Raw genomic sequence first — 18,045 nt, forward strand, 5'->3', positions numbered from 1 at the left:
GATCATCCAGCCACCAGCGCTCGAGTGTCAGCGATGTCCTGTCACATCACCTGTCAGGCATGTCCTGGCACACCACAGTCGGGATGACGACGATCTTCACACACGTTCGCGGGTGGTGCGGGGGCCGCTCAGTCGTCGGTGAGGGTGAGGTGCACGCCGCCGACGAGGGCGGAGGAGAGGTTGTAGAGGAACGCCCCGAGGGTGGCGATCGCGGTGATGAGGATGACGTCGACGACCGCGATGACGATCGAGAGCGACACCACGCGGGTGAAGCCGACGAAGTCGAGGATGTCGAAGCGCGTGCCGCCGTCCTGGATCACCGAGCCGATGACGCCGTTGACCTTGTCGAAGACGCCCATTGCGTCGAGGACGGTCCACAGGACCACCGTCGCGACGACGAGGGCGATGCCCAGCGCCACCGACAGCAGGAACGACATCTTCATCGCCGACCACGGGTCGATGCGCGCTACGGTCAGCTTGACGCGGCGCGACGACGCGGGCCGGGGAGCCGGCTTCGTCGCCGTAGCGGCCGTGGACCCGGAGCCCGCGGCCTCGCGACCGGCGGCGGGCACGGCCTCGCGGCCGGTCGGGACCGGACGGGTGGCGTCACGCTGCATCGTGGCAGCCTCCTGGCGGGCCGGGCGCGCGGCACCCGACGGACGGGCGGGACGCCCGGCGCTGTCTGCGGTGCTCACTCACGACCTCCTCGGTCTGCGTCGTCGTCCGACGAGTCGTCGGTCGACGTCGGGTCCGACGGTACGGCATCCTCCGCCGGGGCTGCGACCTCGCCACCCGGGGTCTCGACAGTCGTGACCACCTCGTCACCCGCGCCCTCGCCGGCGGCCTCCTCGGCCGCTTCGACGGCCTCCTCGACCTCCTTCTCGGGGTTGCGCGTGACGGCGACGATCGCGTCGTTGCGGCCCGGCTTGGCGAACTGCACGCCCATCGTGTTGCGGCCGGTCAGGCGCACCTCGTCGACGCGCGAGCGCACGATGTTGCCCTTCTCGAAGACGACGAGCACCTCGTCGCCCTCGTCGACGGTCAGGGCCCCGACGAGGTCGCCGCCCTTGTCGGACAGCTTCGCGACCGCGACACCGAGGATGGCGCGCCCCTTGACGTTCCACTCCGACGCCTTGGACCGCTTGGCCAGGCCCGACTCGAAGACGACGAAGACGTCCGGGTCCTCGCCGTCGGCGACCACCGACATCGAGAGCAGCTCGTCGCCGTCGCGGAACTTCATGCCGGTGACGCCGGAGGTCGCGCGGCCCATCGGGCGCAGCGTGGCGTCGTCGGCGTGGAAGCGCACCGACTGCCCCTTGCGCGAGACGAGCATGAGGTCGTCCTCGGCCTCGACCAGCCCGACGCCGACCAGCTCGTCGCCGTCGCGCAGGTTGACGGCGATGAGGCCGCCGGCCCGCGGGCTGTCGTACTCCGAGAGGCGGGTCTTCTTGACCAGGCCGGCCCGCGTCGCGAGGAGCAGGTACGGCGCGTCCTCGTAGGAGCGGATGGCCAGCACCTGGGCGATCTCCTCGCCCGGCTGGAAGGCCATGAGGTTCGCGACGTGCTGGCCCTTGCCGTCACGGCCGGCGTCCGGCAGCTCGTACGCCTTGGCGCGGTAGACCCGGCCGAGGTTGGTGAAGAACAGCAGCCAGTGGTGCGAGGTCGTCGTGAAGAAGTGGTCGACCATGTCCTCGCCGCGCAGGGCCGCCCCGCGCACGCCCTTGCCGCCGCGCCGCTGCGAGCGGTACGCGTCGACCCGGGTGCGCTTGGCGTAGCCGCCGCGGGTGATGGTGACGACCACGTCCTCCTCGGGGATGAGGTCCTCCATCGACATGTCGCCGTCGGTCGGCATGATCGTCGTGCGGCGGTCGTCGCCGAACTTGTCGACGATGGCGCGCAGCTCGTCGGAGACGATGTCGCGCTGGCGGCCGGGCGTCGCGAGGATGTCCTTGAAGTCCTCGATCTGCGCCTGCAGCTTGTCGTGGTCGTCGATGATCTTCTGCCGCTCGAGGGCCGCGAGGCGCCGCAGCTGCAGGTCGAGGATGGCCCGCGCCTGGATCTCATCGATCTCGAGGAGCTCGATGAGGCCGTTGCGCGCCTCCTCGACGGTCGGGCTGCGGCGGATGAGCGCGATGACCTCGTCGAGCATGTCGAGCGCCTTGAGGTAGCCGCGGAGGATGTGGATCTCCTCCTCGGCCTTGCGCAGCCGGTAGGCCGTGCGCCGCTGGATGACGTCGATCTGGTGCTCGCACCAGTAGCGGATGAACGCGTCGATCGGCAGCGTGCGCGGCACGCCGTCGACGAGGGCGAGCATGTTCGCGCCGAACGTCGTCTGCAGCTGGGTGTGCTTGTAGAGGTTGTTGAGCACGACCTTGGCCACCGCGTCGCGCTTGAGCACGATGACGAGGCGCTGGCCGGTGCGGCCCGAGGTCTCGTCGCGGATGTCGGCGATGCCCGCGAGCCGGCCGTCCTTGACGTGCTCGGCGATCTTCTGCGCGAGGCTGTCCGGGTTGACCTGGTAGGGCAGCTCGGTGACGACGAGGCACTGCCGGTTGTGGATCTCCTCGACCTCGACGACCGCCCGCATGATGATCGAGCCGCGGCCCGTGCGGTAGGCATCGTCGATGCCGCGGTGGCCCATGATGAGCGCCCCGGTCGGGAAGTCCGGCCCCGGGATGGTCTTCATGACCGCCTCGAGCGCCTCCTCGCGGCCGGCGTCGGGGTGGCGCAGCATCCACTCGGCGGCCGCGGCGACCTCGCGCAGGTTGTGCGGCGGGATCTGCGTCGCCATCCCGACCGCGATGCCGGCGCTGCCGTTGACGAGCAGGTTCGGGAAGCGGGAGGGCAGGACCTCCGGCTCGAGCGTCTTGCCGTCGTAGTTCGGCTTGAAGTCGACGGTCTCCTGCTCGATGTCGCGGACCATCTCCATCGACAGCGGCGCCATCCGGCACTCGGTGTACCGCGGCGCGGCGGCCGGGTCGTCACCGGGGGAGCCGAAGTTGCCCTGGCCCTGGACGAGCGGGTAGCGCAGCGACCAGTCCTGGACGAGCCGGACGAGGGCGTCGTAGATCGCGCTGTCGCCGTGCGGGTGGTACTGGCCCATGACATCGCCGACGACGCGGCTGCACTTGTTGAAGCCGCGGTCGGGGCGGTAGCCACCGTCGTACATCGCGTAGAGCACGCGACGGTGCACCGGCTTGAGGCCGTCGCGCACGTCGGGCAGCGCGCGGGAGACGATGACCGACATCGCGTACTCGATGTACGAGCGCTGCATCTCGGTGTTGAGGTCGATCGGCTCCGTGCGGTCGGTCTCGACGGGCTGGTCGGTCATGGAGGTCCTTGCCTAGCGGGTCGTCAGGGGAGGTCGTGGGGGACGCGCGGCGTCAGATGTCGAGGAACCGCACGTCGCGCGCGTTGCGCTGGATGAACGAGCGCCGGCTCTCGACGTCCTCGCCCATGAGGATCGAGAAGATCTCGTCGGCCGCGGCGGCGTCGTCGAGCGTCACCTGGAGGAGCACCCGCTGGTCGGGGTCCATCGTGGTCTCCCACAGCTCCTGGTAGTCCATCTCGCCGAGACCCTTGTAGCGCTGCACCGGGTTGTCCTTCGGCAGGCGGCGGCCCTTGGACTGGCCCTCCGCGATGAGCGCGTCGCGCTCGCGGTCGGTGAAGGCGAACTCGTGCGCCGCGTTGCTCCACTTGAGGCGGTACAGCGGCGGCTGCGCGAGGTAGACGTAGCCGGCCTCGATGAGCGGCTTCATGAACCGGAAGAGCAGCGTGAGCAGCAGCGTCCGGATGTGCATGCCGTCGACGTCGGCGTCGGCCATCAGCACGATCTTGTGGTACCGCGCCTTCTCGATGTCGAAGTCCTCGCCGATGCCGGTGCCGAACGCCGAGATGAGCGCCTGCACCTCCTGGTTGGCGAGGGCCTTGTCGAGGCGCGCGCGCTCGACGTTGAGGATCTTGCCGCGGATCGGGAGGATCGCCTGGGTGTGCGGGTTGCGCCCGCGCACCGCCGAGCCTCCGGCGGAGTCGCCCTCGACGATGAACACCTCGGACACGGCCGGGTCCTTGGCCTGGCAGTCACGCAGCTTGCCGGGCAGGCCGCCGGACTCCAGCACCCGCTTGCGGGTGGCCTCGCGGGCCTTGCGCGCGGCCATCCGGGCCGTCGCCGCCTGGATCGCCTTGCGGACGATCTCCTTGCCCTCGTTCGGGTGGCGCTCGAGCCAGTCGCCGAACTCCTCGGTCATCGCGCGCTGGACGAAGCCCTTGACCTCGGAGTTGCCGAGCTTGGTCTTGGTCTGGCCCTCGAACTGCGGCTCGCCGAGCTTGACGCTGATGACGGCGGTCAGGCCCTCCCGGACGTCGTCACCGGTGAGGTTGTCGTCCTTCTCCTTGAGCTGGTTCTGCTTGCGCGCGAAGTCGTTGACGAGCTTGGTCAGCGCCGCGCGGAAGCCCTCCTCGTGGGTGCCGCCCTCGTGGGTGTTGATGGTGTTCGCGTAGGTGTGGACGGACTCGGAGTACGCGGTCGTCCACTGCATCGCGAGCTCGAGGGAGAGGCTGCGCGCCTCGTCCTCGACCTCGATCGCGATGACGTCGGGGTGCACCGGCTCGCTGCGCTTGGACGCGACGAGGTGGTCGACGTAGTCGACGAGGCCGTTGTCGTAGCGGTAGGAGACCGAGCGGGCCGTCGTCGTGCGGGCCGTGCCGTCGGCGCCGGCGTCCTCGCTGTCCTCGACGACCGTGATGTCGGAGTCGACGCCGTCGAGGTCGGGCTCGCCCTCGCCGGCGGCCTCGGTGACGCGCTCGTCGACGAGGTTGATCGTCAGGCCCTTGTTGAGGAACGCGTACTGCTGGAAGCGCGAGCGGATCGTCTCCCAGTCGTACTCGGTCGTCTCGAAGATCTCGGGGCTCGCCCAGAACGTGATGGTCGTGCCGGTGCGGTCGGTCTCCTCCATCTGCGTGAGGGGGCCGGTGGGCACGCCGTGGTCGAAGGACATCCGGTGCGCGTGACCCTTCTGGCGCACGCAGACGTCGAGGCGCGTGGAGAGCGCGTTGACGACCGAGGAGCCGACGCCGTGCAGGCCGCCGGAGACCTTGTACCCGCCGCCGCCGAACTTGCCGCCCGCGTGCAGCTGGGTGAGGACGAGCTCGACCGCGCTCACGCCCTCGGTCGGGTGCATGTCGGTGGGGATGCCGCGGCCGTTGTCCTTGACCCGGACCGCGCCGTCCTCCATGAGGATGACGTCGATGGTGTCGGCGTAACCGGCGAGGGCCTCGTCGACCGCGTTGTCGACGATCTCCCAGACGAGGTGGTGCAGGCCGCGCTCGCCGGTGGAGCCGATGTACATGCCCGGGCGCTTGCGGACGGCCTCGAGCCCCTCGAGCACGGTGATCGCGGAGGCGTCGTAGGCGGGGCCGGCGACCGGGGTGGCCTGCTCCTCCTGCGGCGGGACCACGGGGTCCTCGGCGGGCACGTCGGGGGTGTCGGGCTGGTCGGCCACGGGGCTCCTTCGTCGGCTGGCTCCGGGGGGCGTGCACGCCCGACCGGTGCTCATGGCGCGCGCCCACGGGCTGGTCACCCACGGGCGCGCTGTTGCCGCCCATCCTACCGCTCGGGGCCGACAGATCACCCGCTGGGAGGCCCGTGGCGCCGGTTCTCACCGATTTTCGAGGGTGTCCACGACTCCCCACACGCAACCCGGGCTCCCAGCGGCGCTGAGCGGCCTTCCTCGGGCTCGTCCGCGCCGGGGGTCAGCACGCGGCGCCGTGCACGTCCGCGACGCTCGGCCGGACCCGCACGACGGCCGGTTCGGTGACCCGCGCCGCGGCCAGCCCGTCGAGGAGCGTGGCCAGGTGGGGCCGGGTCGCGTCGACGACGACGAGGCCGTCGCGGGTCGCCGCGGCGGTGACGGCGGCGAGCACGGCGGGGTCGTCGGTGTAGAGCACCTCGCCGAGGCCGGCGAGCTCGTCGAGGGTGCGGGGGCCGAGCGTCGTCGGCAGCGGCACCGTCGAGCGGACGAGGTCGAGCAGGTCGCGGTGCTCGAGGGCGTGCCGGGCCAGGGCGCTGCCGTGGAGGTCGATGACCTGCCGGTACAGCGCGGGGTCGGCCGCTCCCAGGAGGATGAGCTGCGCGAGGACCGCGCGCCCGACGCGCTCCGCGACGGCGGCGTCGTCGTGCGCGGGGTCGGTCAGGGCGTCGCGCCGGTCGTCGACGAGCACGGTGCAGAAGGTCAGCCAGTCCGGGACGAGGGCGGACGGGCCCTCCTCGGCGAGCATCCCGCCGACGTAGCGGCGGTGGCCCTCGTGGTGGTCGGGACCGGTCTCGAGCGGCAGGACGGCGGCGACGGCGCGCACGCCCGAGACCGTCGTGCGCAGCGGCAGCACCGCGAGCGGGTCGACGCCCAGGCGCTGGCGGCACCACTCGGCCTGCTGCGCGGCGGGGCGCTCCCACAGAGTTGTGCCGCCGGAGACGAGGACGCCGTCGACCTCGACCGCGACCGGCAGCTGGTCGATGATGTCGAGCACCTGCTCGAGGACGGTCTCGGGGGTGCACCAGGTGCGGGTGGCGCGACGCGGGTGCAGGCGGATCTGGGTGCCGGGCCGCTCGAGCGGCTCGTCGGCGAGGGTGACGAGGACGGTGCCGTCGGGCAGGCCGACCCAGCGCATCGTCGGGGCCATCGGGACCAGCGCCGAGCGGGTCACGAGCTCGACGACGTCGGCGACGCCGAAGGCCGTGAGGAGCGAGGTCTCGTAGCGGCGCAGGCCCTCGCGGACCTGGCCGTGCTCGGCCGTGGCGGGCGCGGCGCTCAGCCAGCGCACCTCCTGCGGCGTGAAGCCCACCCCGTCGTCGTGGACGACGAGCGGGCCGCCGCCGGTGGCCGAGGTGACGCGCACCCGGCCCACGTGCGAGGGGTCGACCCGGCGCCGCGCCTCGATGCCGACGAGCGCGCTGGCGAGCAGGTCGCGCATCGGGCCGCGGCCGCCGGGCCCACCGTCACCGGAGCGCGCGCCCCCGGGGTCGCGGGGGTCGCGCGCGGGGTGGCCGGGGTCGCGGCCGGGGGCGTGGTCGTTCACGTCGGAGTCCGTTCCGATGGGCGGCGACCGGCGGATGGTGGTCACCGTGGGCGAAGGTTTCTCCCACGGTGCCCGCGCGCCGTCGCCAACCGCTGCCGCTCGCGGCCCGGCTCCCCCCGACGTCCCGGGAGTCCGGCCGAACGAACGACCCGCCGCTCCTGCGGCGGTCCCCCCGCAGGTCAGCCGTCCGTGTGGGGGCGCAGGGTGCGCTCGAACAGGTCGCGGACGTCGTCGGTCAGGGCCGGCTCGGGCACGACGACGTCGACCTCCGGCACCGCGCAGCGCACGCCGTAGCAGTACGCGTCCGGGTACTCGCGCTCGACGCCGGCGGCGAGCATCCGCAGGCGGTCGGTGGCGATGAGGTCGTGCCAGGCACGGTTGTCGGGCTCGGGCAGCTCGCCGAGGACGACCGTGCGGGTGCGGGTGCGACCGGCGAACCCGCCGGTGCGCCTGACCTCGAGCTCGGTCCCGGGCGCCGGCGCCTCCGGCGCGTCCGGGGTGGGGGCGGGGGCATCCGGGGCCGGCGTGCCGGGCGCCTGCGGGGCGGGGGAGCCGGGCGCGGGGGCGTCCGTCCCGACCTCGACGCCGACACCGCTCCATGCGACGCGTACGGCCTCCGCCTCCCGCGAGCCCTCGCCGTACCGCGCGGTGGCGGCGGCCAGCGTCAGCCCGGCGAACGTCGCGAAGTCGCAGTCGGCGCGGATCTCGCCGACGATCGTGTCGAACCAGACCTGTCCGGCGACCTCCCAGGCGTTGCCGCCGAGCGCGACCGCAAGGTCGTGGAAGGCCTTGTTCGGGATGCCGGAGTTGATGTGGACGCCGCCGTTGTCCTCGGAGGTCTCGACGTAGTCGCGCAGGTGCGCGGGCTGCGGGTCCTTGCCCAGGCGCGGGTCGTCGTAGGCGGTCCCGGGGGCGGCCATCGAGCGCAGCGCCACGCCCTGGACACCCGGCGCGAGGAGGTCGGCGCCGATGAGCCAGTCGGCAGCGGCGGCGTCCTGGCCGAGCGAGTGCTGCTTGACGAGCACGCCGAAGACGTCGGACACCGACTCGTTGAGCGCCCCGGACTGCCCCTGGTAGTTCAGGCCCGCCGTGTACTGGGTGACGCCGTGCGCGAGCTCGTGGCCGATGACGTCGAGGCTGCGGGTGAACCCGAGGAACACCTCGCCGTCACCGTCGCCGAAGACCATCTGGGCGCCGTCCCAGAAGGCGTTGTCGTAGTCGCGCCCGTAGTGGACGGTGGCGACGAGAGGCAGGCCCTTGCCGTCGAGGGAGTTGCGCCCGTACGCCTCCTGCCACAGCTGCCACGTGGCGCCGAGGCCGTCGTAGGCCTCGGTGACGGCGGTGTCGGCGGTGGCCGGGTCGCCCTCGCCGCGCACCTTCACCCCGGGCAGGGTCGTGCCCTGCTGGGCGTCGTGGACGGTGCGCTGCGGCCCGTCGGCGCTCCCGGCCGCCCCGCCGGGCAGCGTCGTCCCGCCGGGACGCGCCTCGGCGGTGACCCGCCCGCGCCGGAGCGCGGCGTCGCTGCGCAGCGTGGCGTCGGCGCGCTGCGCGACGTGGTCGTCGCCGGAGGCCGCGAGCGCGGCGAGCAGGTACGGCGGGACGATCGAGCAGCGGGCGGGCGAGTGCGTCATCCCTCCACGATGGACCCGCCCACCGACAGCCGCGACCCGACGGGTTGGCCGCGGCGGGTGGTCAGCGGCGCAGCGCCGCGGCCATCTGCTCCTGCGCGAGGTCGGAGTGGAACAGCTCGCCCGACATCCGCGCCATCGCCTCCCCGTCGCGCTCGAAGGAGGCGAGGAGGTCGGCGTTGAGGATCTGCTTGGCCGCGGTCAGCCCCTGCCGGGCGCCGGCCCGCAGGTCGTCGAGGACGGCGCCGACCGTCGCGTCCATCCCGGCCTCGTCGGCGACGTGGGTGACGAGCCCTTGGGCGCGGGCCTCGGCGGCGGTGAAGACGCGGCCGGTGAGGAACCAGTCGGCAGCCGAGCGCGGGGTGAGGCGGTGCCGCAGCGGGATGGAGATGGTGGCGGCCGCGAGCCCGAGGCGGACCTCGGTGAGGGCGAAGCCCACGTCGTCGCGACAGACGACGACGTCGGCGGAGGCGACGAGCCCGATGCCGCCGGCGCGCACCGGGCCGTCGAGCCGGGCGACGACCGGCACCGGCAGCGCGGCGATGCGGCGCTGGACGTCGACGATGGCGCGGGCCTGCTCGGTCATGTCGACGGTCGCCGCCTCCTTGAGGTCGGCGCCGGCGCAGAAGACGCGATGGCTCGAGCGCAGGAGGACGGCGTGGACCGACTCGTCCTGCGCGACCTCGGCCAGCCGGTCGCGCAGGTCGGCGAGCAGGCGGCGCGAGAGCGCGTTGCGGTTGGCCGGCGAGTCGAGGGTGAGGACCGCGACCCGGTCCTCGTCGTCACGGCGGACCAGGGGGGCGACGTCGGCATCCACGGGCCGACCCTAGCCGCCGGACGCCGTGGCTCAGGGGGCGGTCGTCACCCGGAAGACCGGGAAGCCGGGGGCGGCCGCGGCGAGCTCGGCGTCGGTCGAGTCCTTCGAGAGGCCCTCGACGAACCGGCCGACCTCCCAGCCCCAACGCCGCAGGTAGACGCGCAGGACCGCAGGGCGTTCCTCGACCGGGACCTCGACGAGGCGCACCCGCTCGGTCCGGCGCCCGAGCCGCAGCTCGGCCTCGGGGTTCGCGCGCACGTTGCGTACCCACTCGGTGACGCCGCGCGGGGCGACGAGATAGCGCTCGTCGTCGAGCGGCATGAGGTTGACCGGCGTGCTGCGCGGCAGGCCGGAGCGCCGGCCGGTGACCGTGAGGACGCGGGAGCCGAGCAGGCTGATGCCGCGGGCGGTCAGCCAGCGGACGAGCGCGTTGAAGGCGGCGTCCATCCGGGTGTCGGGGCGGACGTAGCGGTCGGCGGAGGGGTGGTGGGCGGTCACGGTCATCGGCTCCTCAGGAAGTGAGAGCGGTGCTCTCGTTATGTGTGGAGTGTGCGCCCGGGTCGTGTGCGCTGTCAAGAGCAGTGCTCTCGTTTGTGTGGTTGGATAATCCCGTGCCTTCCACTTCCCGCGCCGAGCGCCGTCGCGACCTCGAGACGCGCATCGTCGAGGTCGGCCGGCGGCACCTGGCGACGGAGGGCGCCGCGGGGCTGTCGCTGCGGGCGGTGACGCGCGAGCTGGGGATGGTCTCGTCGGCCGTGTACAGGTACGTCGCCAACCGGGACGAGCTGCTGACGCTCCTCGTCGTCGACGCCTACACCGAGCTGGCCGACGCCGTCGACGCGGCGGTCGCCGCGGCCGGTGACCGCCCGTGGGACGAGCGGGTCGTCGTCGCCGGCACGGCGTTCCGCGCCTGGGCGGTCGGCGACCCCTCGCGGTACGCGCTGCTCTACGGCAGCCCGGTGCCCGGGTACGAGGCGCCGGCCGAGCGGACCGTCGAGCCCGGCACGCGCGTGACGTTCGCCTTGCTCAAACTGCTCGCGGAGGGCGTCGAGGCGGGTGCGGTGTCGCCGGTCAGCGCGGTGCCGGTCGACGCGCCGCTGCTGGAGGCATCCGGCGGAACGGCCGGGCCGGATCGAGCGAGTGGGCTGGTCGCGGACCTGCACCGGCTCTGCGACGAGACCGGGCTGCCGGGCGGCCCGGACGTCATGGGGCGCGCGCTGCTGCTCTGGGCGGTGCTCGTCGGCGGCACGAGCCTCGAGGTCTTCGGCCAGTACGGGCGCGACACCCTGACCGACCCCGGCGCCCTCCTCGAGCACCAGCTGCGCCTCACCCTCGCTCACCTGCGCACCCCCGCCTGACGCCCCTCCCACCCCCGGCTCTTCCCCACTGATTGCGAGTTGAGCCGCTCGACACGCCGCCGGACGGCGTGTCGAGCGGCGGAACTCGCAAGAAGTCGATGGGTGTGAGGGTCCGGGACGAAGGGGTCCGGTCAGCCGTAGGTGTCGCGGGGGCCGCGACCGTCCTGCACCCGGCGACGGCCGCGCGACCAGGTCGGCGCGCTCGGGCCGACGACGCGCAGCTCGGTGACCGTGCCCTCGCCGACCTCGTCGGTGAGCCGGGTCATCAGCGTGTTCTCGAGCAGCCGCAGCTGCGTCGCCCAGGCGGTCGAGTCGGCCCGGATGGTGAGGACGCCGTCGACGAAGTCCGTCGGCTGGCAGTGCGCCGAGATGTCGGGCCCGACGATGCCGGGCCACCGGCCGATGACCGAGCCGACGGCGACGTCGGCGCCCCAGCCCCGGTCGTTGACGAACCGGTCGATCTGGTCCGACAGCAGCTGCGGGTCGCGTCCCGAGCGCTTGCGGCCGCCGGGGACGTCCTTCGCGCGGCGGCGCGGCTTGAGGCCCGGTCGCAGACCCTTCGCCCGGGCCGCGGCGCGGGCGCGGGCCAGCGCCTCGGCCGCCGCGAGCCCCTCCTCGACCTCGGGCGCCCCGTCGGCGGCGAACCCGGTGGCGGCGTCGTCGCCGTCCTCGACCGGGAGCTGCGGCGTCGGCGCACCGGGCGGCGAGGCATCCGGGCCCTGGTCGGGCTGCTCCCCCCGAGAACCTGTCGCTTCCCCCGGGAACGGTTCCCGGGGAGAGCGCGGCCGTATCGGGTCACCCGATACGCGTGGGTCAGGAGGGGTCGGCACCGTCGGCCTCCGCGACCTGCTCGCCCTCGTGCACGCCGTCGTCCTCGGCAGCGCCGGCGCGCCCGCCTGCCGCGGGCTCCTCGTCGGTCTCGACGGTACCGAGCGTGACCCTGCGCGTCGCACCGGCGAGCGAGGCCGGGACGTCGGCGGGGACCGCGGCCGTCACGAGCACCTGCTCGGCGTCGGCGACCATCGCGGCCAGCCGCTCGCGGCGGCCTGCGTCGAGCTCGGCGAAGACGTCGTCGAGGACGAGCACCGGGTCGTCGCCGAGGTCGGTGCGCAGCAGCTGGAAGGCCGCGAGCCGCAGCCCGAGCGCGAACGACCAGGACTCCCCGTGGCTCGCGTACCCCTTGGCCGGCAGCTCCCCGAGGGTGAGGAGCACGTCGTCGCGGTGGGGCCCGACGAGGCAGACGCCCCGCTCGACCTCCTGGTCCCGCACCTCGGCGAGGCTCGCGACCACCTCCTCGTGCAGCTCGGCGACCTCGGGCACCTCACCGGCCGCGATGCGCCCCGCCGTCGCCTCGCGCAGGGAGGAGCGGTAGGCGACCCGGGCGTCCGACTGCCCGTTGCTCACCTCGTCGTAGGCCTTGGTCAGGTAAGGCGCGAGGTCGCGCAGGAGGCGAAGCCGTGCGTAGAGCAGCTGCGAGCCGACCCCGGCGAGCTGCTGGTCCCACACCGACAGGGTGTGCAGCGCGCTCGCCGCCTCCGACGCCGGGTCGAGCGCCTCGGCGCCCGGGCGCGGCCGCCGCCCGCGCGCCCGGCGCGAGAGGTAGGGCTGCGCGGACTTGAGGAGGGCCGAGCGCTGCTTGACGATGCGGTCGTACTCCTGGCGCACCCCGGCCCACCGCGGCTGGCGCGCGACGAGGAGGTCGTCGAGGAAGCGCCGGCGCTCGCCTGGGTCGCCCTTGACCAGGGCGAGGTCCTCCGGCGCGAAGAGCACCGTGCGCAGCGTGCCGAGCACCTCGCGCGGCCGGACCGGCGAACGGTTGAGCCGGGCCCGGTTGGCGCGGCCGGGCGTGATCTCGAGCTCGACCATCGTCTCGCGTCCGTCACGGACCACCGCGCCGCGCACGACCGCCCGCTCGGCGCCGAACCGGACGAGCGGCGCATCCGTCGCCACCCGGTGGCTGGAGAGCGAGGCGAGGTACCCGACGGCCTCGACGAGGTTGGTCTTGCCCTGCCCGTTGAGCCCGACGAGGGTCGTCACGCCCGGCCCGAGCGGGAGCTCGGCCCGCTCGTAGCTGCGGAAGTCCCCGAGGGAGAGGTGCCGGACGAACACTCCCCGAGACTAGTGCGCGGCCCGCCGCGGTATCACCGGGCCGGTGCCGTGCCTCCTCCCGCCGAGCGCACCGGACGCCCCGGTGCCCGCACCCAGGAGGCACGGATGACCCACCCCTCGCTCGGCACCAGCCGCCGCACCCTCGTCGGAGCCCTCGGGCTCGGCACCCTCGGCACCCTCGGCCTCGCGACCGCGGCGCAGGCCGCCACCCCGGCCGGGCTCGTCGTCCCGCCGGACGCCCTCGCCTCCGGCGGCTGCGACCTGTACCTCGTCGCGGACGGCATCGCGGGCGACGCGCAGGCCGAGCGCTTCCCCGGCGCCGTCGAGCTGCTCGCCCTCGACTGGGGTGTCAAGGCCACGCGCACCACCACCGGCGCCGGCTCCTCCGCCGGCCGGCCGGCCGGTCGCCGGCGATGTTCGGCTCGCGGCGTTCTCGTCGTCGGCCTCGCCCCAGCTGCTCCGCCGGCTCGTGACCGGTCGGACGGTGCGCAGCGCCGTCGTCCACGTCGTGCGGACCGGCGAGAACCCCGTCGAGACGATGACCCTCGCCTTCACCGACGTCGTGCTCATCGGCTATGAGGTGATGTCGAGCGCCGGCCTGCCGGTCGACGTCGTGTCGTTCGCGATGGGCGGGGTCACCGAGACCTGGACGCCCCGGAACCCCGACGGCTCGACCGGTACGCCGGTGTCCGTGACCTGGGACCTGCGCTCCGGCCGGGTGGCCTGAGCCCGCGCCCCGCGGCGGCAGGTGTCAAAGGTCGGTGCGCTTGGCGGCCGACTTCTTCGCGGCGGCCTTGCGGGCGGTGCCCTTCGTCGCGGCCTTCTTGACGTCCGCGGCGCGCTTGGCCGGCGTGCTCGTGGCGTCCTCGCCGCCGCGCAGGGCCTCGCCCTCGGCGACGGTCATCACCTGGTGGCCGCCGAACTGGCCGCGCAGCGCCGCGACGGCCTGCATCGAGGGGGAGGTGTGCTGGCGCGAGGCGAAACGGGCGAAGAGCGAGGCCGAGATGACGGGCATCGGCACGCCGAGCTCGATGGCCTCCTCGACCGTCCAGCGACCCTCGCCGGAGTCGACCGTGTAGTCCGAGACGTCCTCGAGGCTCGGGTTGTCCTCGAGCGCGGCGACCATGAGGTCGAGCAGCCAGGAGCGCACGACCGTGCCGCGGCTCCAGGCCTTGAAGGCACCGGGGACGTTCTCGACGATGTCCTTCTTCTCGAGCAGCTCGTAGCCCTCGGCGTAGGCCTGCATGAGGCCGTACTCGATGCCGTTGTGGACCATCTTCGTGTAGTGCCCGGCGCCGACCTTGCCGGCGTGGACGAAGCCCTCGTCGCGCGGGCCCTCGGGGCGCAGCGCGTCGAAGACGGGCATCGCCTTCTTCACGTTGGCCGCGGTGCCGCCGACCATGAGGCCGTAGCCGTTCTCGAGGCCCCAGATGCCGCCGGAGACGCCGCAGTCGAGGTAGCCGATGCCCTTGGCCTTGAGCAGCTTCTCGTGGACGGCGTCGTCGGTGAACTTGCTGTTGCCGCCGTCGATGACCAGGTCGCCCTTGTCGAGGAGGTCGGCGAGCTTCTCGATCGTCTCGGTCGTCGGGGCGCCGTGGGGGACCATCACCCAGACCACGCGCGGGCCCTCGAGCTGCTTGACCATGTCGGCGAGCGAGCGGGCGTCCGACACCTGGCGGTTGCGGTCGTACCCGACGACCTCGTGGCCCGCGCGGCGCAGACGCTCGCGCATGTTGCCGCCCATCTTGCCGAGGCCGACCAGTCCGAGCTGCATCCGAAGGCTCCTTCGTCGAGGTGTCGCAGGTGTCCGTCCCGAAGGCTACGCCGCCCGCCACCGGCCCGGTGGGGGCGGCTGCGGGTCAGGACGCGAAGCGGACCGGCATGAGGACGTACCGGTACGAGGTGTCGGCCTCGCCGTCGGCGCTCTCCTGGCCGCTGAGCACGGCCGGGCGCGAGGCCTGCGTGAAGGAGATCCGCGACCAGTCGGTGCCGACGACGCCGAGGCCGTCGAGCAGGTACTGGGGGTTGAAGGCGATCTCGATGTCGGGACCGGTCAGGGCGCACTCGACCGCCTCGGACGCCTGGGCGTCGTCACCGGTGCCGGCCTCGATGGCCACCTGGTCGCCCGAGAAGCGAAGGCGCACAGGGGTGTTGCGCTCGGCCACGAGCGCGACGCGCTTGACGGCCTCGACGAGCTCGGCGGTGCGGACGACCGCGTCGGTCTCGGAGCTCGTCGGGAAGATCGAGGAGACCTTGGGGTACTCGCCGTCGAGGAGGCGGGTGGTCGTGCGGCGCCGGCCGGCCTCGAAGCCGGCGAGGCCGTCGCCGCCCGCGGTGGCGCCGAGGGCGACGTCGATGGAGCCGGCGGCGCCGAGGCTGCGGGCGGTCTCGCTCAGGGTGCGGGCCGGGACGAGGACGACGTGGCTCGCATCCGTGGCCGTCGGGTTCCAGGTCAGCTCGCGCATCGCGAGGCGGTAGCGGTCGGTGGCGAGCAGCGTCATCTTGTCGCCCTCGACCTCGACCCGGACGCCGGTGAGGATCGGGAGGGTGTCGCCGCGGTCGGCCGCGACCGACACCTGGGCGACCGCCTGGGTGAAGAGGTGGCCGTCGACCGACCCGGTGGGCTCGGGCGAGCTGGGGAGGGTCGGGTAGTCGTCGGCGGGCATCATCAGCAGGCTGAAGCGGGAGGCCCCGCACGTGACCTGGACCTTGCTGCCCTCGGCGACGACGTCGATCGGGCGGTCCGGCAGGTTGCGCGAGATGTCGGCGAGGAGGCGGCCGAGCACGAGGACGGTGCCGGCCTCGGAGACCTCGGCCGCGACGGTGACCCGGGCGGAGACCTCGTAGTCGAACGCCGAGAGGGTCAGGGTGCCGTCGTCGGAGGCCTCGAGCAGGATGCCGGCGAGCACCGGGACCGGCGGGCGCGCGGGCAGGCCACGGGCCACCCAGGTGACCGCCTCGGCGAGGACGTCGCGCTCGACGCGGAACTTCACGGCTACCACCCTTGTCCGGCGCGGACCAGCCGCCCCTGTCGTGCATCGGAGACCACACCGCACCGGCTCGGGACGCGCGACCGCGCCTCCCTCACGCGGGCGGGGTCCCTGACACTAGTGCACGTCCTCGGAGCGCACCATCCGCTCCGAGCGGGTGCTCGAGCCGATCATCGAGAGGTCGGGCCGGGGGTCGCCGTCCCCAGCACCTGGTCGGGGCGGACAGGGTGATTGAGGGATCTCGTCGTCGTGGTCGGAGGTGTGGATCCTGTGGACGGCGGGGCGTCGGCGCAGGTCATCGGCGCGGCGCGCGGTGTGGACGGACCGTGGACCGGTCGTGGAGAAGATCAACCGTCGTGTTGACGACGAGATCGCGTCCACAGGGCGTCCACGGGGGCGTCATCCGTCGTCCACGGCGTCGAGGCCGTCGTCCACAGTCGTCCACAGGCCTTGTGGACAAACCGTGGCGTGCGGGGCGTCGTGGCGGGGGTGGGGGCGAGTTGTCCACAGGCTTGTACCCAGCGGTGGATGACGGAGGGCCGGGTCGGGCGAACGGGGGGTGAACGACGGGTTCCGCGGCGCGACGCGGGCCAGCGTCCTCCCAGCCTTGGACGAAGGTTGTACACCGGTTGTGCACAACCTGTGGAGAACCCTGCGGACGACCGGGGGACGAGGTGTGGACCGGGTGGGGACGGCCGGCGGACTCCCGATCACCGCGCACGTGCGGGCTTTCCGTGGTCCGGACGGCGTGCGGACAGCGACAACCCGGCACGTGCGGGGTTGGGGTCCGGAACGGGCGCGGACAGCGATAAGCCCGCACGTGCGGGCCGTCCGTGGTCCGGACGGCGTGCGGACAGCGACAACCCCGCACGTGCGGGATCAGCAGGGCGCGACGGGACGACGGGACCCCAACGGCGTCGGGGAGGCCGACGCCGGGCGTCAGCGGGACTGCTGCTTGATCCGGTTGGTCAGCTCTGTGACCTGGTTGTAGATGGCGCGACGCTCGGCCATCAGCTGCCGGATCTTCTTCTCGGCGTGCATGACCGTCGTGTGGTCGCGGCCGCCGAACTGCTGCCCGATCTTCGGCAGCGACATCTCGGTCAGCTCGCGGCACAGGTACATCGCGATCTGCCGCGCCGTGACGAGCACGCGCGAGCGGGACTGGCCCTGGAGGTCCTCGATCGTCAGCCCGAAGTAGGCCGCGGTCTGCGCGATGATCGTCGCCGGCGTGACCTGGCTCGTCGAGTCGTCGGGGATGAGGTCGCGCAGGACGATCTCGGCGAGGCTCATGTCGACCGGCTGGCGGTTGAGGCTCGCGAAGGCCGTGACGCGGATGAGGGCGCCCTCGAGCTCGCGGATGTTCGTCGAGATCCGCGACGCGATGAACTCGTGCACGTCCTCGGGCACCGACAGGCGCTCCTGGATGGCCTTCTTGCGCAGGATGGCGATGCGCGTCTCGAGGTCGGGCGGCTGCACGTCGGTGAGCAGGCCCATCTCGAAGCGGCTGCGCATCCGCGCCTCGAAGCCGGTGAGCAGCTTCGGCGGGACGTCGCTCGTGATGACGACCTGCTTGCCGGCGTTGTGCAGGGTGTTGAACGTGTGGAAGAACTCCTCCTGCGTCTGCACCTTGCCCTGGAGGAACTGGATGTCGTCGATGAGCAGCACGTCGACGTCGCGGTAGCGGCGCTGGAAGTTGGCCGCCTTGTCGTCACGGATGCTGTTGATGAAGTCGTTGGTGAACTCCTCGGAGTTCACGTACCGCACCTTGACGTGCGGGAAGAGGTTGCGCGCGTAGTGCCCGATGGCGTGCAGCAGGTGGGTCTTGCCCAGCCCCGAGTCGCCGTAGACGAACAGCGGGTTGTACGCCTTGGCCGGCGCCTCGGCGACGGCGACGGCCGCGGCGTGCGCGAACCGGTTGCTCGCGCCGATGACGAAGGTGTCGAAGGTGTACTTGGGGTTCAGGCGCGTCAGCTCGATCTGCTCCGGCACCTGCGCGCCCGGCCGCGGCCGGCGCATCCCGGGGACCGCGACGAGGTCGCGGCCGGCTGCCCCCCTCGGCGGCGGGGGCG

Annotated in this window: 14 protein-coding genes; 2 read left to right on the forward strand and 12 right to left on the reverse strand. The window is 73.1% G+C overall.

From position 1 onward, the window contains the following. Window positions 1-128: 128 nt before the first annotated feature. The 7 genes from J3473_RS03870 to J3473_RS03900 all read right to left on the reverse strand — a co-directional run bounded on the left by J3473_RS03870 (window position 129) and on the right by J3473_RS03900 (window position 10,023). On the reverse strand, window positions 129-695 hold the full coding sequence (locus J3473_RS03870; protein ID WP_242525674.1) for a DUF3566 domain-containing protein: 567 nt from the start codon (window positions 693-695) through the stop codon (window positions 129-131). Beyond that, on the reverse strand, window positions 692-3,331 hold the full coding sequence (gyrA, locus tag J3473_RS03875; RefSeq protein WP_207021998.1) for a DNA gyrase subunit A: 2,640 nt from the start codon (window positions 3,329-3,331) through the stop codon (window positions 692-694). Before gyrA ends, J3473_RS03870 begins: the two co-directional genes overlap by 4 nt. Before the next feature lie 52 nt (window positions 3,332-3,383). After that, complete coding sequence (gyrB, locus tag J3473_RS03880) at window positions 3,384-5,456, reverse strand: DNA topoisomerase (ATP-hydrolyzing) subunit B (protein ID WP_306790180.1); 2,073 nt, start codon at window positions 5,454-5,456, stop codon at window positions 3,384-3,386. Between the two features lie 295 nt (window positions 5,457-5,751). Next, complete coding sequence (locus J3473_RS03885) at window positions 5,752-7,074, reverse strand: hypothetical protein (protein WP_207022000.1); 1,323 nt, start codon at window positions 7,072-7,074, stop codon at window positions 5,752-5,754. A 179-nt stretch (window positions 7,075-7,253) separates the two neighbouring features. Then, complete coding sequence (locus J3473_RS03890; RefSeq protein ID WP_207022001.1) at window positions 7,254-8,705, reverse strand: protealysin inhibitor emfourin; 1,452 nt, start codon at window positions 8,703-8,705, stop codon at window positions 7,254-7,256. Between the two features lie 61 nt (window positions 8,706-8,766). Further along, window positions 8,767-9,519 carry an enoyl-CoA hydratase-related protein gene (locus tag J3473_RS03895; RefSeq protein WP_242525675.1) on the reverse strand — a complete coding sequence of 251 codons (753 nt, stop codon included), beginning with the start codon at window positions 9,517-9,519 and terminating at the stop codon, window positions 8,767-8,769. Window positions 9,520-9,549: 30 nt separating this feature from the next. Then, window positions 9,550-10,023 (reverse strand): nitroreductase family deazaflavin-dependent oxidoreductase, encoded by a 474-nt coding sequence (locus tag J3473_RS03900; RefSeq protein ID WP_207022002.1) that lies wholly within the window; start codon window positions 10,021-10,023, stop codon window positions 9,550-9,552. A 107-nt stretch (window positions 10,024-10,130) separates the two neighbouring features. Between J3473_RS03900 and J3473_RS03905 the strand changes: the two genes are divergently transcribed. Beyond that, window positions 10,131-10,877 (forward strand): TetR/AcrR family transcriptional regulator, encoded by a 747-nt coding sequence (locus J3473_RS03905; protein WP_207022003.1) that lies wholly within the window; start codon window positions 10,131-10,133, stop codon window positions 10,875-10,877. A gap of 131 nt (window positions 10,878-11,008) precedes the next feature. Here the strand turns inward: J3473_RS03905 and J3473_RS03910 are convergent, their stop codons facing one another. Both J3473_RS03910 and recF read right to left on the reverse strand, forming a co-directional pair. Further along, the gene (locus J3473_RS03910; protein ID WP_306790175.1) at window positions 11,009-11,707 is read right to left on the reverse strand and encodes a DUF721 domain-containing protein; all 699 of its coding nucleotides are present in this window, start codon (window positions 11,705-11,707) and stop codon (window positions 11,009-11,011) included. Continuing rightward, complete coding sequence (gene recF, locus J3473_RS03915) at window positions 11,691-12,986, reverse strand: DNA replication/repair protein RecF (RefSeq protein ID WP_207022004.1); 1,296 nt, start codon at window positions 12,984-12,986, stop codon at window positions 11,691-11,693. Before recF ends, J3473_RS03910 begins: the two co-directional genes overlap by 17 nt. Window positions 12,987-13,332: 346 nt before the next feature. On the opposite strand from recF, the gene J3473_RS03920 reads away from it, so the two are divergent. Next, a complete protein-coding gene (locus tag J3473_RS03920) occupies window positions 13,333-13,713 on the forward strand; it encodes a type VI secretion system tube protein Hcp (protein WP_207022005.1) in 381 nt (126 codons plus the stop codon). Window positions 13,714-13,737: 24 nt separating this feature from the next. Here J3473_RS03920 and gnd read toward each other — a convergent pair whose 3' ends face one another. The 3 genes from gnd to dnaA all read right to left on the reverse strand — a co-directional run. Continuing rightward, on the reverse strand, window positions 13,738-14,760 hold the full coding sequence (gnd, locus tag J3473_RS03925; protein ID WP_207022006.1) for a phosphogluconate dehydrogenase (NAD(+)-dependent, decarboxylating): 1,023 nt from the start codon (window positions 14,758-14,760) through the stop codon (window positions 13,738-13,740). An 85-nt stretch (window positions 14,761-14,845) separates the two neighbouring features. Then, a complete protein-coding gene (gene dnaN, locus J3473_RS03930; RefSeq protein WP_030527290.1) occupies window positions 14,846-15,979 on the reverse strand; it encodes a DNA polymerase III subunit beta in 1,134 nt (377 codons plus the stop codon). Between the two features lie 936 nt (window positions 15,980-16,915). After that, on the reverse strand, window positions 16,916-18,045 hold a 1,130-nt coding region (gene dnaA / locus J3473_RS03935), incomplete at its 5' end, for a chromosomal replication initiator protein DnaA (RefSeq protein WP_207022007.1).

It is taken from the genome of Phycicoccus sp. DTK01, assembly GCF_017312765.1.
GTDB classification, from domain to species: domain Bacteria; phylum Actinomycetota; class Actinomycetes; order Actinomycetales; family Dermatophilaceae; genus Phycicoccus; species Phycicoccus jejuensis.